The organism is Extensimonas vulgaris, from assembly GCF_003337425.1.
Classification (GTDB): domain Bacteria; phylum Pseudomonadota; class Gammaproteobacteria; order Burkholderiales; family Burkholderiaceae_C; genus Extensimonas; species Extensimonas vulgaris.
Genome location: NZ_QPJU01000017.1, coordinates 1 through 19650, shown reverse-complemented (window position 1 = coordinate 19650; position 19650 = coordinate 1). Strand labels below are relative to the sequence as shown.

Below are 19650 nucleotides of genomic sequence, written 5' to 3'. Positions count from 1 at the left end.
CCTTATGCCCCAGCTCGCGGCGGGCGCGGGCCGTCACGGCCGCGTTTTCGCCCTTCACGTCGAGCACCAGGGCCGAGCCGGGATAGTCCAGGAGGTTAGGGATTACCGCGCCAATGCCCTTGCCGGAGCCGGTCGGGGCGACAGTCACGACGTGGCCGGTAAAGCGGAAACGCTGATCGAGGCCGGCGGGCGCACCGGCTACCCTGCCCAGGGCGAAACCGGCGGGCTTGCCGGGCGCGACCAGGTGCCCGGCCTGGCGGATTTCCGCGACCGTGCCCCACCTGGCCGACCCATGCGTGACCGGCTGCGCGCCGGGAGCGGAAGCGGCCTGAACGGCGGCCGCACCGATGCTGGCAGCGCCGCCCGGTTCACCCCGCAAACCGGCCCGCAGATTGTCCAGCCAGGCCCCCAGGACGCGCAGACGACGGCCCAGGGTAGAGCCGTCGCCGAGCCTGGACGCCAGCGCGCCGCAAATGCGGCCGCCTTGCGCATACATGGCATAGGTGCCGACCAGGGTTGCCGCGATCATGGCCCAGGAAGGCAGGAACGGAACCAGCACGAACGCCAGCACCATAGCCGACCCCGGCAGCAGGTAAGCGAGCGAGGCCGCGCCCGCCAGCGTGATCGGGTTTTGCTTGCGCTTTACGGCCACCACGACCGCGCCAAGCATCAGCACGAACAGAACGAAGAAGAAGATACCCCAAACTTCGGTGATGCGCCGGGCAAAGCCGCCGAAATAGCCGCTTGCCGTGTTGCCTGAAAGCTGCTCCCGGCGGGTCTCGGCCCTCTGCTCGACCTGGCCGCGATACTCCGCTAGAACCTTGTCGCCTTCCGCAGCCGCCAGCCCCTTCACGAACTCAACGCCCCGCGTCACGGACTGCTGCACCACATTGACGCCGGCGGTAGCGGCCGCCGCCGGGCGCTGGCCGTCCAGGCCGCCGGAAATCCGGGCGCTGAACTCGTCCAGGTTCGCCGCCGTTCCCAGGCCCGCGTTCTGCAAGAAAAGGCCGAGATCGGAGCGGTACAGGCTAAGGATGTTCGCCGCGCCAACGGCGTTCCGGCTTGCCAGCGCGGCCGCTTCCATTTCCTTCAAGATGGGCAGCAATTCGGCCCACTTGGCGCGGTAGGCGTTCCAGTCTCCGGCATTCGTCGCCATTGCCAAATCCTGCTGCCCAATGTCGAGCTTTTGCAGGTTCGCTTCCCACGTCCGGTAGGTCGATTCCTGCGCGTCACAAATGCGCTTCACCCAGGCGTCAGCATCCGCCGCGCCGTAGAGCTTTCCGGCTTCGGCCGCCGGGTTGCATTCGGGGAAAACGCGGGCGTGCGCCGTTGTCGCCAGAGACAGGCAGAACACGCCGAAAAACACCGCCGCCACGGCGGCCCACAATCGCGCTGCTAGAGCTTCAAAATCTATCATGCTTCACCTCTCTGTCAGGTAGAAATTGACGGCTAGGAACGGTTGCCGCCGTCCTCTCCATCATCGGAAAAAGCCGCGTCTCCCGCCGCCTCAAAGCGCGCTTTGGCGGCGTCAGCGTTCGGACCCTTGAGCGCGCCGGCCGCGAGGGTCAAAGCGCCCAAGATCACGGATGCCGGATAGTCCGCCATGCCGGACTTGATGACCAAGCCGCCAAGCTGAATCTTGCGGCGTGCATCCTCTCTCCTGGCGTTCATCCGAAGGCGTCCTAAATCGCGCTCAGTTCGCGCCAGTCGCTGCCGGAACCGGAGCAGCTTGCTTGGCTTCGCCTTTGCGAAATTTCGAGGCGATAGCCTCAAACTCCTTCCGCATGGCGGCGTCATCGATGTCGAGATCGCCAAGACCGGCGGCAATCGCAATCTTGCCGATGCGTTCGGCGGCCTTGCTTTCGAGTTCGGCCAGTTCAGCCTTGATGCGGTTCAGCTCGGCCAGCTTGTCGGCCTTGCGTTCGGACAGGGTTTTTCGTGCCATCGTTACAGCTCCTTTCGTGATTGCGGGTTATGCCCGCGTGATGTTAGCACTTTGCAACGCTGGTAGGGAAGGCGTGGCGCTGGTATAGTCATGCAGCGAAGCGAAATGCGCACTTACGGGTTGCTGCGCAACCCTCCTGCGGCCGGGGATACCCCGGCACCCCTTTTTAGCGGCTAAAACGCCAAGGGAAGAAATGGCGATCTACCACCTGAACACGCACACGATAGGACGGGCGGCCGGGCATAGCGCCGTGGCTGCTGCCGCCTATCGATCCGCGTCGAAGCTGGTAGATGAGCGCACCGGGGAAGTGTTCGACTTCACCCGGAAAGGCGGCGTCCTGTCGGCCGAGATCGTCACGCCCGCAGGCGTGCCGGTTCCCGAGCGCGCCGCCTTGTGGAATGCCGCCGAAGCCGCCGAGAAGCGCAAGGATGCGCGAGTGGCCCGCGAGTGGCGGGCGGCCCTGCCGCATGAGCTGAACGAAGCCGACCGTAAAGAGCTGGCAACGCGCATGGGGCAGGCTATCGCAGACCGCTACGGCGTGGCCGTGGATGTGTGCATTCACGCACCAGACAAGGAGGGCGACGACCGGAATTTTCACGTTCATATGCTGGCGACCACGCGCACCATTCAGGCCGATGGAACGCTAGGCGCGAAGGCCGTCATTGAGCTGGCGAACAAGGACAGGCAGAAGGCGGGCATTCCTGGCACCAGCCAGGGCGACATCATCGAGATTCGCCAGCAGTGGGCCGAGCTAACAAACGAGGCGCTAGAGCGGGCCGGAATCAGCGCCCGTATCGACCATCGCAGCTATGCGGATCAAGGCGTTGAGCTGACGCCAACCAAGCACATCGGCAGCGACGCCGTGGCGATGGATAGGCGCGGCCTGGAAGCCGACCGCATCGACATTCACAACGCCGACCGGCAGGAGCAGGCGCGGCAGATCGCCGAGCGGCCGGAGATCATCCTAGACAAGATCACGGCGACGCAGGCCGTATTCACGCGCCGCGACATTGCCGCCGAGCTGAACCGCTACATTGACGACGCCGGGCAGTTCCAGGGCTTGCTTGCCAAGCTGGAAAACTCGCCGCTGCTGGTCGAGATGGAACCGGCGAACGGCCGCGATCCGGCGAAGTTCTCCACCCGCGAAATGATCGAGACTGAGCGCGGCATGGTGGAATGCGCCGAGCGCCTGGCGCGCACCGGACGGCATGGCGTTTCCGGCCCGATCACGAACGCCGCGATTGATGGCGCGGGCACCCTGTCGGCCGAGCAGCAAAACGCTGTCCGGCACGTTCTCAAGCCGGGCAGCCTGGCCGTTGTCATCGGCGACGCCGGCACGGGCAAATCCTTCTCCATGAAGATAGCCCGCGAGGCGTGGCAGGCCCAGGGCTTCAACGTGCGAGGCGCGGCGCTGGCAGGCAAGGCGGCCGACGAATTGCAGGCTGGCAGCGGCATCGAAAGCCGCACGCTCGCCAGTCTTGAATTTGCGTGGAAGAACGGAAAGGACAAGCTCACTTCCCGCGATGTTCTCGTGATCGACGAGGCGGGCATGATAGGCAGCCGCCAGCTTGGCCGCGTGCTGAAAGCCGCCGAGCAGGCCGGGGCAAAAGTCGTCCTGCTGGGCGATGACAAGCAGCTTGCCGCCATCGAGGCAGGCGCGGCGTTTCGTGCCGTCGTGCAGCACGTCGGAGCGGCCGAAATTACCGAGGTGCGCCGGCAGAAACACGCCTGGATGCGCGAGGCCGGCCAGCAGCTTGCGCGGGGTTCCGTGGCCGATGGCCTGGCGGCCTACGCCGAGCGCGGCCACGTCCAAATCCACGGCAGCCGGGAGGCAGCGCGCGACGCCCTGGCGGCGTCCTATGTCGGCGACCAGGGCAAGGGAAGCCAGATCATCCTTGCCCATTCCAATGCGGACGTTCAGGCGCTTAACCAGGCCGTGCGCGATGCCCGGAAGGAGCGCGGCGAGCTGGCCGGTTCCGCCCGGTTCGTGACCGAGCGCGGCGGCCGCGAGTTCGCCGCCGGCGACCGCATCGTGTTCCTGAAAAACGACCGCGATCTAGGCGTGAAGAACGGCACCCTTGGCACCGTCGAGCGGGCCGAGGATGGCAGCCTGGCCGTTCGGCTGGACAGCGGCGAAGCGCGCCAGGTGCAGGCGTCCCAATATGCGGCCGTCGATCACGGCTATGCAGTCACGATTCACAAGGCCCAGGGCGTCACCGTCGATAGGGCTTACCTGCTGGCGACCCCCGGCATGGATAGGAGCCTGGCCTATGTCGGCATGACCCGGCACCGCGAGGCCGCTACCCTGTTTGCCGGGGCGGACGACTTCACCGACCGGCGGGCCGGGCGGCTGGTCGATCACGGCGCAGCGCCCTACGAGAACAAGCCGGAGAACCGGCCGAGCTACTTTGCCACCCTGGAGAACGACAAGGGCGAGCGGCACACCATTTGGGGCGTCGATCTTGAGCGCGCCATTGCCGCCAGCGGCGCGCAGCGCGGCGACCGCATCGGCTTGGAGCACGGCGGTTCGCAAACCGTGCGCCTGCCGGATGGCACCACGGCCGAGCGCAACACTTGGCACGTTCGCGGCGCGGCCGAGCTGGCCGCCGGGAAGCTGGCCCAGGTGCTGGGCCGCGAGCGGCCGAAGGAAAGCACGCTGGACTTTGCCGACCGGCGCGGCTTCGACGGCGAGAACGTCATGCGCCGCTGGCTCGAACGCGGCCGGGCCAAGGTGGCCGAGCTGGCCGGGAAGATGCAGCGCGCCATGCGCCGCAGCTTGGAGCGCCACGGCCGCCCCGACCTCATGCCCGCGACCGACATTGCCGGCCGTCCGGCCGTGCAGCGGCCGCAGCAGATCGAGCAGCCGGCAGCGCCGCAGCGGCCCCAGGCCGAGCGCCCGGCCCCCGACCCGCTGGCCGGGTTCCGCGCTGGCGTCGAGCGTGCCGAGGCGGCCGGCGGCGGCTTGGCGCTGGACGTGGCGAAGGCACAGCTTGCCGTCGCCCAGGAGTTCCAGGCGGCCGGGAAAGACCCCCGGCACCATGCGGCCGCGATCATGCAGGAAGGCCAGCAGAGGGCCTTTGCGGGCCTGGCGCAGCCGTCCCAGGCCAAGGCCGAGCCGGAGCGCCCTGCGGCCGTCCAGGTCAGCGAGCAAGACCGCAAGCGGGCCGAGATGTACGCCAAGCGAGAGGCCGACCAGTTCAAGGCGCTGGCCGTGAAGCGGCAGGCGGGCTTTGCGGGCTACACCGACCGCAACCCGAGCGCCTGGCGCGAGCTGCCGGCCGAGCTGCGCGAGCGCATCGAGCGGTTCAACGCTCTGCCGAAGGAGCGCCAGGCCGTCGAGCTGGACAAGATGCAGCGCGAGCTTGCCGACAGGTATGCACGCGACCCGAAGGAGATCGAGCGCAGCCGGCAGCGGCAGCGCGAGCAGGAACGCGGCAACGGCGGTTTGAGCCGGTGACGCGCCGTTTTCAACCAACCAGGAGCACGCACCATGAGCACAGAACCGACGAACGACGAGCTGGCCCAGGGCTACGCCAAGCAGATCGAGCAGGCGCAGCAGCGGCGCGAGGCGAAAGACCTTGAGCGGCTGGAACGCCACGGCCAGGCGGCCGCGCAGCAGTCCCAGGCCATCGAGGCCGAGCAGAAGCAAGGCCAGCAGGGCCAGGGCTTCGAGCTGGACGCCAGCCAGAAAGTCGAGCTGAACGAGATCAACGGCCAGCAGGCAAAGACGCTGGCAAAGGAATTAAACCGGGACAACGAGAACGGCGACCAGGTGAAGCAGGCCCGCGCCCGCGAGATCGCCGAACGGTTCAAGGAGAAGGCGGCGCGCGACCGGGAGCAGTCCCGCAGCTTTAGCCGCTGAAAGGCGGCGCCAGGGCGGCGGCAACCGGCCCAGGCGCCTAACCACAACCCCATCCGACAGAGGGATGAAATCATGGCTGAAACCAATGTTACCGGCGGCGCCCGCCGCGAGCTAACGAAATACCGCGTGACCTTCGCGGCCGCCGTCATCGGCCTGGCCGGGGCCGGCTGGATGTTCCAGGCGGCCTATGAGCAGCACATCAAGGTTTTGCAGATCGGCGACGACACCGGCCAGCGCCTGCAAATGCGCGGCCTCAACCACGACCAGGAGGGCGCGGAGCATGGGCAGCGTTGAATCCTGGCGGCGCGCTGCCCTGGCGGCCTACGTCCTGGCCGGTGCCGGCCTGGCCTCGGGCGGCTATGCCCTTGCCACCACGCAGGCGAACGTGAACGCCATCGCGGCCGCGCAGAAGCGTCTTGATGACGACGAGTGGAGCAAGCATCAGGCGCACGCCAAGACCGACAGCGCCCGCAGCGCCGCCGGCGAAGGCGTGGCGCTGGACGCCCGCCCCTACCCTGCCGCCGCCGATTGGGCGGCTGTGGCCGGCCAGGTGATGCCGTCCGTTGTCATGGTGGCCGTTATCGAGCGCGCCAAGGGCGACGGCAGCCGTAACCGGGCATGGCTTGTCCCTGGCGTTCAAACCAACCTGGCAACCGAGCTGCTGACCCGTTACCGGGCCTGGCAACACGAATGGGCGAAGGCCGACCAGGAACGCGAATGGGTGACGCTGGGCGCGGGCTTCCTTGTCGGCGACGGCCGCACGGCGCTGACGGCCGCGCACGTCCTGGCCGGCATCGAGGGCGTGCGGGTGAAGCTGGCAAGCGGGGAATGGCGCAGCGCCCGCGTGGCGCGCATCGACCATGTGCGCGACGTGGCCGCGCTGCTGATCGACGGCGAGCCGGGCCAGCCGGTGCGCGTGGCCCCCGCCCTGCCACGCCAAGGCCAGGCCATCGCCGCGATCGGCTCCCCGAAGGGCTTGGACTTCTCCATGAGCGCGGGCATCGTCAGCCGTCACGGCCAGGTCGGCGGCCTGATTGGCGCGGCGGGCATGTTGCAGATCGACGCGCCCATAGCGGGCGGCAACTCCGGCGGCGTTGTCGTCAATGGCCGGGGCGAGGCCGTGGGCCTTGTGAGCCACAGCGCCGGGCCATTCACCCAGGCCGTGCCCATCGGCCGCGCCTTGGCCGTGGCGGGCTTGTAGAGGCAACCAGGAACAGCAAGGGCGGCCAGGTCGCCGCCCTTTTCGCTTCCGGGCCTGCACCGTCAGAAATGGCGATGCTGGCCAGCCCTACCCGTCCAGGCCGTGCATGGCCCTGGCCCGCGCCGCGACTTCGCAGGCGTGCTGGATATAGGCCGGGTCGGCCGTAGCTTCGGCGTCGGCCAGGAATGCGGCCACGGCCTCGGCACTGGTCAGGAACTCGGCCGGGTCATAGGGCGTCAGCACTTCATGGCCGACCGCCGGCGCATCCACCCATTCGCGTTGCTCGGGCGGCAATGGATACTGGCCGGATGCTTCGGCTTCGGCCAGCAGCTCATCGAGCGTGCGGCGTACCTGGTCGGGCGTGACGGCGCGGGCCGGGTCGGCCTTCAATGCGTCGTAGGCTGGGCCGGCCTTCTCATGCAGCCAGCTTTCCAGGTTCTCCGGCGTGTCGTCAGCTTTCAGATCGGCCAGCAGCTCATCGACCGAGCCGAACGGCCCGGCAACGCGGCCGACGCGGCTATCTGCAATCGCTTCTTCGGTTTTCTTCCTGCCCATGTCCTATTGCCCCTTTCCGGCCAGGTGCGGCGGCCCTAGGAAATCTAGCAGGGCTTGGCGCGTGGCCTCATGGTTCTTGGTTTCGCACTCCCAAATCACCAGCACTTCCCACCTAGCGGCGGCGAGCTGCGCAAGCGCGGCCTTGTCGCGCTCTATGTTGCGTTCGAGCTTGGGAAGCCAGTAGGCGGCATTCGACTTGGGCGGCCGCCCTTCCCTGCACCCCGGATGCTGATGCCAGAAACAGCCGTGAATGAAGATCACTTTCCGGCGGCCGGGAAACACCAGGTCGGGCTTGCCGGGAATGTCCTTGCGGTGCAGCCGGTAGCGGTAGCCCAGGCCATGCGCCAGGCGGCGCACGGCCATTTCCGGGGCGGTGTTCTTGCTGCGGATGCGCCGCATGTTCTCGCTGCGGTTCATCCCCATGCGCTGGCCCCTACTTGCCCCGCTTCACGACCCACGACCAGCCGAAAGACTCGACCAGCTTCCGCGAGCGCAGCAGCTCCCAGCCCAGGCGCAGGGACTCGGCCCGGCTTTCGGCCGTCACGCGGCCGATGTACTTGGTAACGGTCTTTCCGTGGGCCTTGAATTGCAGATAGCCGTACAACTGATGCGAGCGGGAATAGTGCCGGGCAGCTACCGAGGCCGTGACGACCGTTCCATCGGCTAGGCGCAGCTCGCGCCGCTCAGGCCCGCCGGCGGCCTCGTCCTGTTCGCGCTGGCCGACCGTCATGGCTCACACTGCCAGGTCAAGCGGCAGGTCTGAAATGTCCTTCAGGCGCTTGCCATCGACCATCACCGCCAGGAGGTCGGCCGCATCGTCCATGCCCAGGGCTTTCACGGTAGCTTGCAGCTCATACAGGGCGAAGTGATACACGCAATCAATGTCCCCCGTGCCCAGGGCGATAGATGCCAGGCGGCTCGGTGTTGGTTCGGCCGTGACGACCACCACATGCGGCAGACGGCCCTTGCGGTTGCGTACCAGGTTCAACGCTTCGGAACGGGCGTTTTGCGCCCGGTCGCTGCGGATCGTCCACTTGCAGGAAATGCTTGCATGCAGCAGCGGCAGGCCGCCGTTTTTCTTCCGCAGGCTGGCAAGCGTGGTCACGGTGTCATCGACCAGGCACGCCGGCGCATTGATGGTGCCGTCGTCCTCGGTGTCGCGCACGACCACGATATCCGGCGTGATGGTGTAGTCGCTTCCCAGGGCGGCGGCCAGTTCGGCATCGGCCTTGGCAGCCCGGTCAAGGGCGACCAGGTGCGCGTATTGCTCATACCGGGCGATTTCCAAGCGATTGCGGCCGGAGACTTGATGCACGTCCCAGGTGCCGGGGCGGAGGTGCCCCAGCTTGAGGAAGGTTTCCTGCACGAAGGCCGCGCAAATGCCCTCGAACTGGTTGCCCGAGGTCTGGCCCGCGATCCGCTCCCCGATGGTTTCGGCCTTGAGCAGATCGGCAATGCCCTTGGCAATCGCCTTGCTCGTCGTGTTGCTGCTGTCGGCGTTGCTGACCACCCCCGCGCTGTTGATGGTCAGGGTTGATTGAAGCAGCGAGGCATGGAACGCCTTGCGGGCTTCCACGAAGCCGGCGGCCGTCGTCATCACGCCACCTTGAAAATGCGCTTCACGGACAGGGCCGCGAATATCTGACGGGCCACGGCCGCAGCGACCGGCGGCGGGAAGGCGTTGCCGATCTGGCGATAGGCGGCCGTCTTGCGCCCGTAGAACTGCCAGTCATCGGGGAAGCCCTGAATCCGTGCCGTCATGCGCGGCGTCAGGCGCGGCATGCCCACGAAGTCACGCGGCGGGGCCTCGTCCCACAGCCCCATTCCATCGACGCCGAGGGCGGCCCAGGCGCGTTTTGCGCGAGTCGGACCAAGGTCTGGCCCGCCGTGCTTCTTGGAGCCGCCTACCAAGGTCGGGGCAATGGTGCTGGCCTGTTCGCGCCAGCGGTCAGCGCCGCGCCAGCCGTTGGCCTTCATGAGATCGTGCAGCAGCTCGCCCACGGTCGGCGGCTCAGTCTTGAGAGGTTCCGGCCAGGAGAACCCGGCGGCAAGGTCTTTGCGGATGCCCACGAACACCACACGCGGGCGGAGCTGGGAAACGCCATAGTCCGAGGCATTGAGCAGCCGCCAACCAGGCACATAGCCCAGCTTCTTGAGCTGCTTTTCGACCTTGTTCCGGTAGTCGTCAAAGACGGCATCGAGCAGGCCGCGCACGTTCTCAAGCATCACGGCTTGCGGGCGGCACTCATCGACCAGGCGGATAGCTTCGGGGAACAGGTCGCGCTCATCCTTTGCGCCGAGCTGCTTTCCAGCCTTGGAGAACGGCGGGCACGGCACGCCGCCGGCCACCAGGTCAATGCCCTGGTAGGGGCGGCCATCGAAGCGGCGTAAGTCTTCCTCAATGACGTTCCAGGCCGGGCGGTTGAGCCGCAGCGTTGCACATGCTGCCGGTTCCAGTTCGACCAGGGCGGCATGGTCGAAGCCTGCCATTTCCAGACCGAGGGCCTGCCCCCCTGCTCCCGCGCACATTTCCAGTGAAGTGAGTTGGCTCATTTTGATTTTCTCTTGGTTGAACGACGTGGCTTTCTGGCTGGCGACGCTGCGAACATATCCGGCTGCAAGCCGCCTTGGTGCTTGTCGGCGAACGCCTGCATGAACTCGCGCAGCACTTCCGATGCATTCCGGTTTTCAGCCAGACAGGCCCCTTGGAACGCCTCGCGGAGTTCCCTTTCAACACGGATACGGAGGCCAACGTCTTTGCTCGACATAGGGCGACAGTATCGCATGGATACACGTTTGTGTATCCAAAAAGTTAGCCGGCTGTGTCGCATAAGTCCTAATTTTTGCGACACGCCCCGCTGTCGTTTTCAGAAGGCGACTGCACCGGTTCATTGGGTTGGCCGTACCGAGTGCATAGGACTGCTGACACGACCTGTTCAGTAGTCGTATGCACGAGCCGCCGCGAGGGGATGGGATTGCTCAGGAGTCCCCTGCACGATGCTGTCTTGCGCCGTCACTTTACTAACCATAAACACCCTTTGTATGCCTTAGACAGAATTACGGGTTAAGTGACAATTTTTGACGACCGGCACGTTCTGGCTCACACTGTCACATAATCGAACGTATATGTGACAGGCGAAGAGATGTTGATCGGCTATATGCGGGTGTCGAAAGCGGACGGATCCCAATCCACCAATTTGCAGCGCGATGCGCTCATCGGCGCCGGCGTGAGTCCTGCCCATCTCTACGAGGATCTGGCATCAGGCCGACGCGATGATCGCCCAGGGTTGGCTGCTTGCCTGAAGGCGCTTCGTGAAGGGGATACGCTGATCGTATGGAAGCTCGATCGGCTCGGCCGCGATCTGCGCCACCTGATCAATACCGTGCACGACCTGACTGCGCGTAGCGTGGGACTGAAGGTCCTGACCGGTCACGGTGCAGCGGTCGACACGACGACTGCCGCCGGCAAGCTTGTGTTCGGCATTTTTGCTGCGCTGGCAGAGTTCGAGCGGGAGTTGATTTCCGAGCGAACGGTCGCCGGGCTTGTCTCGGCGCGCGCTCGCGGCAGGAAAGGGGGGCGCCCCTTCAAGATGACCGCCGCCAAGCTACGCCTGGCGATGGCCAGCATGGGGCAACCGGAAACCAAGGTGGGCGATCTCTGCGAAGAACTGGGGATTACCCGGCAGACGCTCTACCGGCATGTGTCACCCAAGGGAGAGCTGCGACCAGACGGCGTAAAGCTGCTCTCCCGAGGTTCAGCCGCATAGTAGCGGCGACCTGGAACGAGGCTGTTCAGTGCGGCAACGATCCGATTGCCGGTGTCGACCCGGAGCGGACTCATGCTGTGCCGGAACTCGCGTCAGTGTGCACCGCTCTTGGAGAAGATATTAATGACCAATACGCCTGAAACGATGAGGCCCATGCCAAGCATGGCGGCTAGGTCGAGCGTCTGCTTGTGCACTATCCAACCCATCAGTGTGATGAGCACGATGCCCGCACCGGCCCATATCGCGTAAGCAATGCCAGTTGGGATGAACTTGAAGGTAATCGACAAGAAATAGAAAGCAACCACGTAGCCGACCACCACGATGACGCTTGGCACCAGCCGCGTGAAGTTGTCGGAGGATTTCATGGCGGTCGTTGCGATCACCTCTGCAACGATGGCTATGGACAGCGGGATATAAGGGGACATCGTTTAGCTCCCTTGGGTAAGTTTCTTGATGGAAATTGAGAGCGCCTCTCTTTCTGCTGCGGACAGCTCATAGATGCCGAGAACCTCAGACAGCCATAGGCCATCGGCGGCTAGCCGGGCAAGTAATTTGTTTGTGTCGGATCCGTCAAGGGCTCGGTCATCCCGAACCCATTGAGCCCAATTAGTCGAGACTGAGCGCTCAACCACACAAGCGGCTAGAAGCGCTTTGCCTTGATCGGACGACGCTTCATCAGCGGACTCAAGAGCCAATCTGGCATAGCGCCAAGCTGCGGGCTCGCCCGAGCCATCGTCTGCAACTCGGTCTTGAAACTCAGCGACGAGGTGGTCATAGAGCGCCATCACCAAAGCCTCGCGTGTCGGGAAATGGTGCTGCACCGCACCCTTGGTCACATCCGCAATTTCAGCGACGGCGCCAATAGATAGTTGCTCGCCATGGACGAGCAACTGCGCGCCAGCATCTAAAAGTAAAGCCTTAACAAGTTCTGGCCGCTTCGGCCGTCGTACACCATTCTTCATGTACGAATAATAACATTACGAACGTAATCTTATGAGAATACCCGAGCGTTTGCAGAGGGGCATTGAGTGGCCGCCAGGAGCGAGCGCGAACGACCGCTCCTGGCCGCCTGCCGCCCGTCATTCCCTGATGGGTTCAACCCCCTTTGCTGCTGTAGTGCATTCGGCTTCTGACATTTGGCGCAGCCGTCTTCTGAAAACGACACCCGCCCTGCCCTTTTCTCTGGCGTCATCGCGTTGCAAAAGTCAGTCGCAAATGGTCTATTATTTGCGACGATATTTGCAACGAAGGGCGCACCATGAAAGACAAGCCGATGATCGGTTACGCCAGGGTATCGACCGACGACCAGGATTTGACGAACCAACGCGCAGAGCTGCACGCCGCCGGCTGCACGCGCATCTTTGCCGAGAAGATCACCGGCACCCATGCCAAGCGGCCGGAGCTGGGCCGGATGCTTGACCACCTACGCGCCGGCGACGTGGTGACGGTCACGAGGCTGGACAGGCTGGCCCGTAGCACCCGCGACCTGCTAGACATTGCCGAGCAGTTGCAGGCGAAAGGCGCAGGCCTGCGCAGCCTGGCCGAGCCGTGGGCCGACACCACGACCCCAGCCGGGCGCATGGTGCTGACCGTGTTTGCCGGCATCGCCGAGTTCGAGCGTTCCCTAATCATCGACCGCACCAGGAACGGCCGCGAGGCGGCCAAAGCGCGAGGCGTGCAGTTCGGCCGCCGCCCTACCCTCACCCCCGGCCAGGTCGATCATGCCCGCGAGCTGCTGGGCGCTGGCCGCACGGCGGCTGAAACGGCCGAGCTGCTGGGCGTGCATCGGGCAACCCTTTACCGGGCGCTGCGCGGCCAGGAAACCAGCCAGGCCGAGGCCCGCCGGCGCGGCGCGTTTGTTGAGGACGCATTGACCGAGGCCGACGCGCTGGCCGCCGGCGACCAGGAGGGCATGAAGGCATGAGAAACGGACACTATCCCTTGCCCCCGCTTCGGCCCGAGCTGCAAGCAGCCCACGACGAGATGGACGCCAAGGGGGATTACTTCGCCTATGCCGTGTGCCGCACCCATGACGGCCAGGCTTGGGAAGTGACCACCAGGCAAGGCGGTATGTATGCCGCGCTCGATGGCCGGTATCTCGACCACGACGAAGCGATGGCCGCCGGCGTGGCCTGGCTGCTGGAACAGCTCGACCGCGAGCCGACCGCCGACGAGGCGGCCTATCGGGCGCTATGGGAGGCGCAGGACTTTAGCCGCTAAAGACCGTTTTTAACGGTCGCTTTTAATATTAAAAGAACGTTCAAAAAGTGCGCTAACCCTATTGACGCAACCGAGCCGGGTCGGCACAATTAGGCACTGTCAGTTAATATTCTTCTGAGGTGCCAATGTGATTATTACAGTAGGAAACACCAAGGGCGGCGTCGGCAAGACGACGTTGGCCGTTCAGCTCGCCATCGCCCGCGCCTTGGCAGGGCGCGACGTGTGGCTGATCGACGGCGACCGCCAGGGCACGGCAGCGGCGGCCATCGCCGCGCGGGCCGAGAGTGGCCGGCAACCGGGGATTGCCTGTGCGCAATACGCGGACGGCCCGGCCCTGCGCGGCCAGGTTCAGCAGCAGCGGGACAAGTGGCAGGACATCATCATCGATGCCGGCGGCCGCGACTCGACCGCGCTGCGGGCGGCGCTGATCTTGTCCGATGTGCTGCTGGTGCCGTTCGCGCCGCGTTCCTATGACGTGTGGGCGCTCGATGACATGGCGGCGCTGGTGGATGAGGCCCGGAGCGTGCGCGACGGCTTGCGCGCCTTCGCCGTGATGAACCAAGCCGACCCCGGCGAGCACTCGGCCGACAACGCCGACGCGGCGGCAGCCGTGGCCGAGGTTCCACAGTTCGAGTACCTGGCAACCCCGATCCGGCGGCGCAAAGCGTTCAGTAATGCCGGCGGCGCGGGCCTGGCCGTGTCCGAGCTGGCCCCCCGCGACCCGAAGGCGATAGCCGAGATTGATAGTCTCGTTTCATCGCTTTTTAATATCCAACAAATCGCCTAACGGGAGTTTTTAGCATGTCAATACAGCGCAAACCCAAGACCGCCACGGCAACCGCCGCCCAGGATGCTTTCATCCAGGGGGCACCCGACGCCAGCAAGGCCGAACCGGCGGCCGCCTATGAGAAGGGCATCTCCAAGGGGCACAAGCGGCAGATCACCTTGACCATTGCGCCCGAGCTGCTGCGCAAGGTCGATGAGGTCGCCAAGCGCACCGGCCAGGCCCGCGCCGCCGTCATCAACATGGCGATTTTCCGCGCCTTGGAAGGCGATATTTTCCAGAGCTAAACGACATTCATAAAGAATGAAATTAATATCCAAGGGCAACCCATGAGCATTTGCGCCGCTTTAGCGGCTAAAACCAGGGCGAAGAAGGCCGAGCGGATAGCGCAGAACCTGGCCCAAGCGGCCCGCGAAAACGCGCAGCTCGGTTTGCCGGCACCGTGGCGGCTCAATGGCATTTGGCTGGTGCCGCTCGAATCCGGCCGCGTGAAGCCCATAGGGCCGACACCGTGGCGGCGGCCCAGCAGGTAAGGGGAGAACACATGACCAAGCGCAACAACGGCCCGCAGCAGATTGGCGACCTGGTGGGCGGCCTGATCGTGAAGGCGCAGGCCAAGGCAGAGGACAAGACCAGGAAGCCCCGCGCCGGGGCCAAGATCACCCCGGCCGGCATCATCCTGACCGAGCAAGACCAGAAGCTGATCGAGGCCGGCGCAGAGATCGCCACCAACCCGCCGAGCGGCGAGGACATGGCTTTCACCCATGCCGTGCTGTGCCAGGTCGGTTTACCTCGCTCGAAGGTCGATGGACGCGAGTTCATGCGCCAGTCTGGCGCGGCCTGGGTCAATGTGCAGGCCGGCTATTTGGACGAGGGCAGGGGGCCGGTGCTGCAACCTATCCCCTATGGCGTCATGCCACGCCTGGCCCTTGCTTGGGTGTCCAGCTACGCCAAGCGCGACAACACGCGGGAAATCCCCATCGGTGACAGCGCAGCCGAGTTCTTGCGGCTCATGGGCATGGATGACCAGGGGGCGCGTTACACCACCTTGCGCCGTCAAATGCACGCCCTGGCCGCTTGCCGACTGCAACTTGGATTCAAGGGGCGCACCTACAACGGCCAACCCGTCGAACAGTTCGATGCCTGGCTGGCGAATGGCGGCACGCAGCAGAAATCGCTTTGGCCCGGCACGATGGTTCTATCAGAGGGCTATTTCAACTCGCTGATGGATAGCGCCGTCCCGCTGGACAATCGCGCCCTGATGGCCCTGAAAGGTTCCGCGCTTGCGCTGGACGTTTACACCTGGCTGGCTCACCGACTGCACCGCATCGAGGGCAGGGGCGTAACGCTGCACTGGAAGTCCCTGCGGGAGCAGTTCGCCCAGGAATACACCGGGAAGGATGCAGACAAGGACTTCAAGAAGAAGTTTGTGCCGGCACTCAAGAAGGTGCTGACCGTCTATCCGCAAGCGAAGGTGAAGCCCGTCACTGGTGGCCTGCTGTTGCTTGGCTCCCCGCCGCCCATTGCCCCTAAGAACGGCGGGAAGTTTAGCTAAACTCCGATAGATCAGACCCCCCACACGCAGCACACCGGCCGCCCGAGATCGAGGCGGCCGCGTCGTTTCTGGCCGGCGCCCCTCTTGGCGGCCAATCTTGGGGATAAACCCTGTGGATAGCCGCACTTATCCACGATAGATCAGACCCCCCCGCTCCGATAGATCAGACCCCCCCACCCCCTGTTTTCTCCGATAGATCAGACCCCCCCAGGGTCGTTAGATCAGACCCCCCCTAAACCGGTACGGTTAAGCCTTTAAGTTTTCCTATAAATATTTGCCTGTAATTGGCAGGCAAAATCAGTGGAAAACTCAACCGACAGCGCAAACCGAACCGCCCAAGCGGCCTAACGGCCGGGGCACCCCTCCGGGGTTCCCCCACCTTCGGCGGCTCCCCCTCCCGTTCATCGAGGCCCCCCCAGGGGGGCCGATCTACCAGCCCCCCCGCCGCAGCTCCCCCGCTTCCGCCAAGATCAAGCATCCCAGCAGCTCAACGGCCGCAAAAGGCAGTCAGCAAGATGGGGCAGGCCGACCGTCTGCGCCTCGATCCAACAGCGTCACAGGACGGAAGGCCGCAAGGTTGGACGCCAAGAAGAGGGGCCGCCCCTCAAGAGTCAAATGGTCGACCTGGATCTGGCATCGCTAGAAATGGCGAGGCTGGTCAAGGTTGGCACCGGCCCCCAGCGCCGCCGGAGCGCGCCCAGGACGCACGATCACGCCCAAGGCCAGGGGTTGGGCCGTCCGACCCTCGAAAAACGCCTCTACGGCCCGTATGCAGCCCCGGAATCCGCCGGCCAGGTGCGCGGCGGCCGACCTGGCCGGGCGGGCGCGTAGTATTTCGCCTGTATGCTTGTAAAATGTAGTATGTAGTAGTATCATACAACATACTACAATGCTACATTTTTACAGGAGCGCATCATGGCCGTGACCAAAGAGCAGATTTTTTCCGCCGCTGACGAGCTGGCCGCCGCCGGCCAGAAGCCCACCCTTGAGGCCATCCGCCAGCGCACCGGCGGCAGCTACACCACCATTTCCCCGGCGCTGAACGAATGGAAGGCTCGGCAGGCCACCGCCGCCGCGCCGCTGCGCGAGCCTGCGCCCCAGGCCGTCGCCGACCGCCTGGCCGATCTGGGCGCGGATGTGTGGGCCGTGGCGCTCGACCTGGCGAACGCCCGCCTGGCCGTGGAGCGTGAGGCGCTGGAGAAAGCCCGCGCCGAGCTGGAAGCCGACCGGGCCGAGGCGACCGAGCTTGCCGACCGCCTGGCCGCCCAGGTCGATGACCTGCAATCCCGCCTGGCGTCCATCGAGACGGCCGAGCAGGCCGCGCGCATCGAGGCCGACGAGCTGCGCGGCCAACTGGCCGCCGCCCAGGAACAGGCGCACACCGCCGAGGCCCGCGCTCAGGAGATCGAGCGCCGCGCCGGCGAGCTGCGCACGGAGCTGGACAGGGCGCACCAGGACGCCGAGCAGGCGCGCGAGGAACTGGCGGGCGTCCGCGAGGAAGCCGCGCGCCTGGCCGGGCAGCTCGCCGCGCACCAGGAACAGAACGCCGCACTGCTGGCCCGCATCCAGCCGGCGGCCGACCAGGACAAGCCGAAGGGGCGCAAGTGATGCGGGCAGGGCTGGCCGCGTTCGCGGTCATCCTGGCGGCGACAACCGCCCACGCCGGCGAGCTGCGCGGCCGGGTGGTGGCCGTCGCCGATGGCGACACGCTCACCATTCTGGACGCCAGCCGACAGCAGCACCGTATCCGGCTGGCCGAGATCGACGCGCCCGAAAAGCGGCAGCCCTTCGGCCAGCGGTCGAAGCAATCGCTTTCCGATCTTTGCTACGGACGGGATGCCGCCATCGAGGACGGCGGGCGCGACCGCTACGGCCGCACCATTGGCCGCGTGAGCTGCGCGGGCATTGACGCCAGCGCCGAACAGGTGCGGCGCGGCATGGCATGGGTTTTCGACCGCTATGTGACCGACCGCAGGCTGTACGCGATCCAGGACGAGGCGAGGGCGGCTCGGCGTGGCCTATGGATCAACACCGCGCCGGTGCCGCCGTGGGAATACAGGGCGAAACGATTAGGAAATGCACTGTTTTTAATGTTAAAACCAGTGCATCTATCGGGCTGATATTGACTCTTGAGGGGCGGCTTTAGCCGCTAAAGATTACTGCCCGCCGCGCCGCTGGCGAAATGCCGCCAGGTCGATCACGTCCGCCGTGCGCCGCGTCGCAGTCTGCATCGGTGTGGCCGGGGCAGGGCGGCCGGGTTCCGCCAGGCGCTGCCGCCGGCGGAACAGTTCGAGCAGGAACGACCCCAGGAAGATGCCGGGGATGAACGGCAGCACGATCAGGACGCCCAGGGCCGAGGCCAGCGCCCGGAAGGGCTTGGCGAGCCACCGCAGCGGCCCGCGCAGCAGATCGGCCAGCAGGCCGTCGAGCAGCCAGAGCGCCACGGCCAGGACGAAGCCGCCGGCGGCGACCGTCATCACCGCGCCGCCGCCGAACCAGACGGCCAGGCCGAGCAGCAGCAGATAACCGATGACGACGAAAACCCACATGGCCGCGCCCGTCAGCTATGGTAGGGGTTCGGGTCGAACAGGCCCGCATACTCTGCATCAGTGAGGTAGTTCAGCCGATCCAGCAGGTACGGACGTTCGCCGCGCACCAAGACAATCGGCTTTTCCGGCCCCAGGCGCATGACCTCATCCGGCGTCAGCAGCTCGCGGCCGGCGAACTGCTGGCTTGAGCCGCTGGACTTGCCCCGGTTCAGGGAACCGCCACCGCCGGAAACGCCGGTGCCGCTGTTGCGGCCGGTGTTCTCCGTCTCAAACTCAATCGTGGCTTTGCCCAGGCTGTCGCTGATGTACTTGGCCGTGTCGTAGTCGTCGGTGCCAAAGAACGACTTGGCGCTGTTCGCCAGGAAGGTTTGCCACTTCGGATAGACGCCCTTCAACTGGCTCAAGTCCTGGATGAACACCCAGAAGGCTAGGCCGTAGCCGCGCATCAGGCTAACCGCGTCCTCGATCTGCTTCATGTAGCCGAGCTGGCCGAACTCATCGAGCAGGAAGGCGACCCGGTGCATGGGTTGCGTGGTGCTCGACGTGATGGCCGCGATCACGGAGCCGATGAAGGCCCGGACAAAGCGGGCATTGGGGCCGATCTTGTTGGCGGGCAGCACCATGTAGACCGTCATCAGTTCGGCCTTCATGTTCGCCAGGTTGAAATCGGAGCGCGATACGGCCGCCGCGATCCGTGGATCATCCATAAAGGCCGTGCTCTTCTGCGCCGTCGAAATCACCGAGCCGCGTTCACGGTCGGGCATCCCCATGATGGTGTTTGCCGCCCGCGCCGGAAGGCCGAAAGCGGCCTTTTCGTCGGCGGCCATTTCGGCCAGGGTCTCAAAAAGCACTTCCTCGCCGGCGGTCAGGATGCGCCGCACTTCCGGCAGATTGCGCCGGCCTTCATCCAGTCCGGCAACGTGCAGCATCAGCCCTTGCAGCAGCGTCCGGGCCGACTCGTCAAAGTGCGCCTGCCCCTTCGGGTCTGGAATGACCAGGCAGTCAGCCAGCACGGCCGATTCACCGACGCATTCCGGGTCACTCGTATCGAGGCGATCCAGCAGATTGAAGGCGTGCGCCTCGCCCTTGGTCACTCCGAACGGATCGACCACGAAAACCTTATGCCCCAGCTCGCGGCGGGCGCGGGCCGTCACGGCCGCGTTTTCGCCCTTCACGTCGAGCACCAGGGCCGAGCCGGGATAGTCCAGGAGG

Annotated in this window: 26 protein-coding genes; 13 read left to right on the top strand and 13 right to left on the bottom strand. The window is 65.4% G+C overall.

Going from position 1 to position 19650, the window contains the following annotated elements; translation table 11 throughout:
* The 3 genes from DFR45_RS13945 to DFR45_RS13935 form a co-directional block, all read right to left on the bottom strand.
* Window positions 1-1417 (bottom strand): type IV secretory system conjugative DNA transfer family protein (locus DFR45_RS13945; RefSeq protein ID WP_211306514.1); only part of this gene is annotated, 1417 nt, incomplete at its 3' end.
* 32 nt (window positions 1418-1449) lie between these two features.
* Window positions 1450-1671 carry a conjugal transfer protein TraD gene (locus DFR45_RS13940; RefSeq protein WP_114484346.1) on the bottom strand — a complete coding sequence of 74 codons (222 nt, stop codon included), beginning with the start codon at window positions 1669-1671 and terminating at the stop codon, window positions 1450-1452.
* A 22-nt stretch (window positions 1672-1693) separates the two neighbouring features.
* Window positions 1694-1945, bottom strand: coding sequence for a TraC family protein (locus tag DFR45_RS13935; protein WP_111111083.1), 252 nt, complete (start codon window positions 1943-1945; stop codon window positions 1694-1696).
* A gap of 193 nt (window positions 1946-2138) precedes the next feature.
* Here DFR45_RS13935 and traA point away from each other — a divergent pair, with 193 nt between their 5' ends.
* The 4 genes from traA (at window position 2139) to DFR45_RS13915 (ending at window position 7008) form a co-directional block, all read left to right on the top strand.
* The gene (traA, locus tag DFR45_RS13930; RefSeq protein ID WP_114484345.1) at window positions 2139-5402 is read left to right on the top strand and encodes a Ti-type conjugative transfer relaxase TraA; all 3264 of its coding nucleotides are present in this window, start codon (window positions 2139-2141) and stop codon (window positions 5400-5402) included.
* Window positions 5403-5435: 33 nt separating this feature from the next.
* The gene (locus DFR45_RS13925) at window positions 5436-5807 is read left to right on the top strand and encodes a hypothetical protein (protein ID WP_079651109.1); all 372 of its coding nucleotides are present in this window, start codon (window positions 5436-5438) and stop codon (window positions 5805-5807) included.
* Between the two features lie 72 nt (window positions 5808-5879).
* Window positions 5880-6101 (top strand): hypothetical protein, encoded by a 222-nt coding sequence (locus DFR45_RS13920; RefSeq protein WP_104874799.1) that lies wholly within the window; start codon window positions 5880-5882, stop codon window positions 6099-6101.
* Complete coding sequence (locus DFR45_RS13915) at window positions 6088-7008, top strand: S1C family serine protease (RefSeq protein ID WP_114484344.1); 921 nt, start codon at window positions 6088-6090, stop codon at window positions 7006-7008. Before DFR45_RS13920 ends, DFR45_RS13915 begins: the two co-directional genes overlap by 14 nt.
* Window positions 7009-7095: 87 nt before the next feature.
* Here DFR45_RS13915 and DFR45_RS13910 read toward each other — a convergent pair whose 3' ends face one another.
* The 6 genes from DFR45_RS13910 to DFR45_RS13885 are packed head-to-tail and all read right to left on the bottom strand — an operon-like array spanning window position 7096 to window position 10331.
* Window positions 7096-7563 (bottom strand): helix-turn-helix domain-containing protein, encoded by a 468-nt coding sequence (locus DFR45_RS13910; RefSeq protein ID WP_224776056.1) that lies wholly within the window; start codon window positions 7561-7563, stop codon window positions 7096-7098.
* Between the two features lie 3 nt (window positions 7564-7566).
* Window positions 7567-7980 (bottom strand): very short patch repair endonuclease, encoded by a 414-nt coding sequence (locus DFR45_RS13905; protein WP_280523959.1) that lies wholly within the window; start codon window positions 7978-7980, stop codon window positions 7567-7569.
* Window positions 7981-7996: 16 nt separating this feature from the next.
* Window positions 7997-8293, bottom strand: coding sequence for a hypothetical protein (locus DFR45_RS13900; protein ID WP_114484343.1), 297 nt, complete (start codon window positions 8291-8293; stop codon window positions 7997-7999).
* Window positions 8294-8296: 3 nt separating this feature from the next.
* Window positions 8297-9160: an NgoMIV family type II restriction endonuclease gene (locus tag DFR45_RS13895; protein ID WP_114484342.1), complete on the bottom strand. Its 864-nt coding sequence runs from the start codon at window positions 9158-9160 to the stop codon at window positions 8297-8299.
* The gene (locus DFR45_RS13890; RefSeq protein WP_114484341.1) at window positions 9160-10116 is read right to left on the bottom strand and encodes a DNA cytosine methyltransferase; all 957 of its coding nucleotides are present in this window, start codon (window positions 10114-10116) and stop codon (window positions 9160-9162) included. Before DFR45_RS13890 ends, DFR45_RS13895 begins: the two co-directional genes overlap by 1 nt.
* Window positions 10113-10331: a hypothetical protein gene (locus tag DFR45_RS13885; RefSeq protein ID WP_114484349.1), complete on the bottom strand. Its 219-nt coding sequence runs from the start codon at window positions 10329-10331 to the stop codon at window positions 10113-10115. Before DFR45_RS13885 ends, DFR45_RS13890 begins: the two co-directional genes overlap by 4 nt.
* 375 nt (window positions 10332-10706) lie before the next feature.
* Here DFR45_RS13885 and DFR45_RS13880 point away from each other — a divergent pair, with 375 nt between their 5' ends.
* Window positions 10707-11330 carry a recombinase family protein gene (locus DFR45_RS13880; protein WP_011222094.1) on the top strand — a complete coding sequence of 208 codons (624 nt, stop codon included), beginning with the start codon at window positions 10707-10709 and terminating at the stop codon, window positions 11328-11330.
* Window positions 11331-11422: 92 nt separating this feature from the next.
* On the opposite strand, the gene qac is transcribed toward DFR45_RS13880, so the two are convergent.
* Together qac and DFR45_RS13870 are read right to left on the bottom strand one after the other, a co-directional pair.
* Window positions 11423-11755 (bottom strand): Qac-pB8 family quaternary ammonium compound efflux SMR transporter, encoded by a 333-nt coding sequence (qac, locus tag DFR45_RS13875; protein ID WP_011342944.1) that lies wholly within the window; start codon window positions 11753-11755, stop codon window positions 11423-11425.
* A gap of 3 nt (window positions 11756-11758) precedes the next feature.
* Complete coding sequence (locus DFR45_RS13870) at window positions 11759-12292, bottom strand: TetR/AcrR family transcriptional regulator (protein WP_114484340.1); 534 nt, start codon at window positions 12290-12292, stop codon at window positions 11759-11761.
* 296 nt (window positions 12293-12588) lie between these two features.
* Between DFR45_RS13870 and DFR45_RS13865 the strand changes: the two genes are divergently transcribed.
* From DFR45_RS13865 to DFR45_RS13830, 8 genes are all read left to right on the top strand, one after another.
* The gene (locus tag DFR45_RS13865) at window positions 12589-13254 is read left to right on the top strand and encodes a recombinase family protein (protein ID WP_077189557.1); all 666 of its coding nucleotides are present in this window, start codon (window positions 12589-12591) and stop codon (window positions 13252-13254) included.
* Complete coding sequence (locus DFR45_RS13860) at window positions 13251-13550, top strand: hypothetical protein (RefSeq protein ID WP_170132857.1); 300 nt, start codon at window positions 13251-13253, stop codon at window positions 13548-13550. The genes DFR45_RS13865 and DFR45_RS13860 overlap by 4 nt, the downstream gene beginning before the upstream one ends.
* Before the next feature lie 127 nt (window positions 13551-13677).
* A complete protein-coding gene (locus tag DFR45_RS13855; protein WP_111111094.1) occupies window positions 13678-14337 on the top strand; it encodes a nucleotide-binding protein in 660 nt (219 codons plus the stop codon).
* Window positions 14338-14351: 14 nt separating this feature from the next.
* The gene (locus DFR45_RS13850; RefSeq protein WP_114484339.1) at window positions 14352-14621 is read left to right on the top strand and encodes a CopG family transcriptional regulator; all 270 of its coding nucleotides are present in this window, start codon (window positions 14352-14354) and stop codon (window positions 14619-14621) included.
* A 42-nt stretch (window positions 14622-14663) separates the two neighbouring features.
* The gene (locus DFR45_RS13845; protein ID WP_114484338.1) at window positions 14664-14867 is read left to right on the top strand and encodes a hypothetical protein; all 204 of its coding nucleotides are present in this window, start codon (window positions 14664-14666) and stop codon (window positions 14865-14867) included.
* Window positions 14868-14878: 11 nt separating this feature from the next.
* Window positions 14879-15889 (top strand): replication protein RepA, encoded by a 1011-nt coding sequence (locus tag DFR45_RS13840; protein ID WP_114484348.1) that lies wholly within the window; start codon window positions 14879-14881, stop codon window positions 15887-15889.
* Between the two features lie 915 nt (window positions 15890-16804).
* Window positions 16805-17497: a DNA-binding protein gene (locus DFR45_RS13835; RefSeq protein WP_114484337.1), complete on the top strand. Its 693-nt coding sequence runs from the start codon at window positions 16805-16807 to the stop codon at window positions 17495-17497.
* The gene (locus DFR45_RS13830; RefSeq protein WP_114484336.1) at window positions 17497-18009 is read left to right on the top strand and encodes a thermonuclease family protein; all 513 of its coding nucleotides are present in this window, start codon (window positions 17497-17499) and stop codon (window positions 18007-18009) included. The genes DFR45_RS13835 and DFR45_RS13830 overlap by 1 nt, the downstream gene beginning before the upstream one ends.
* 36 nt (window positions 18010-18045) lie before the next feature.
* Here the strand turns inward: DFR45_RS13830 and DFR45_RS13825 are convergent, their stop codons facing one another.
* Window positions 18046-18438: a hypothetical protein gene (locus DFR45_RS13825; protein WP_114484335.1), complete on the bottom strand. Its 393-nt coding sequence runs from the start codon at window positions 18436-18438 to the stop codon at window positions 18046-18048.
* A gap of 11 nt (window positions 18439-18449) precedes the next feature.
* Window positions 18450-19650, bottom strand: a 1201-nt coding sequence (locus DFR45_RS13820; RefSeq protein ID WP_211306513.1) for a type IV secretory system conjugative DNA transfer family protein, incomplete at its 5' end; no start/stop codon positions are given.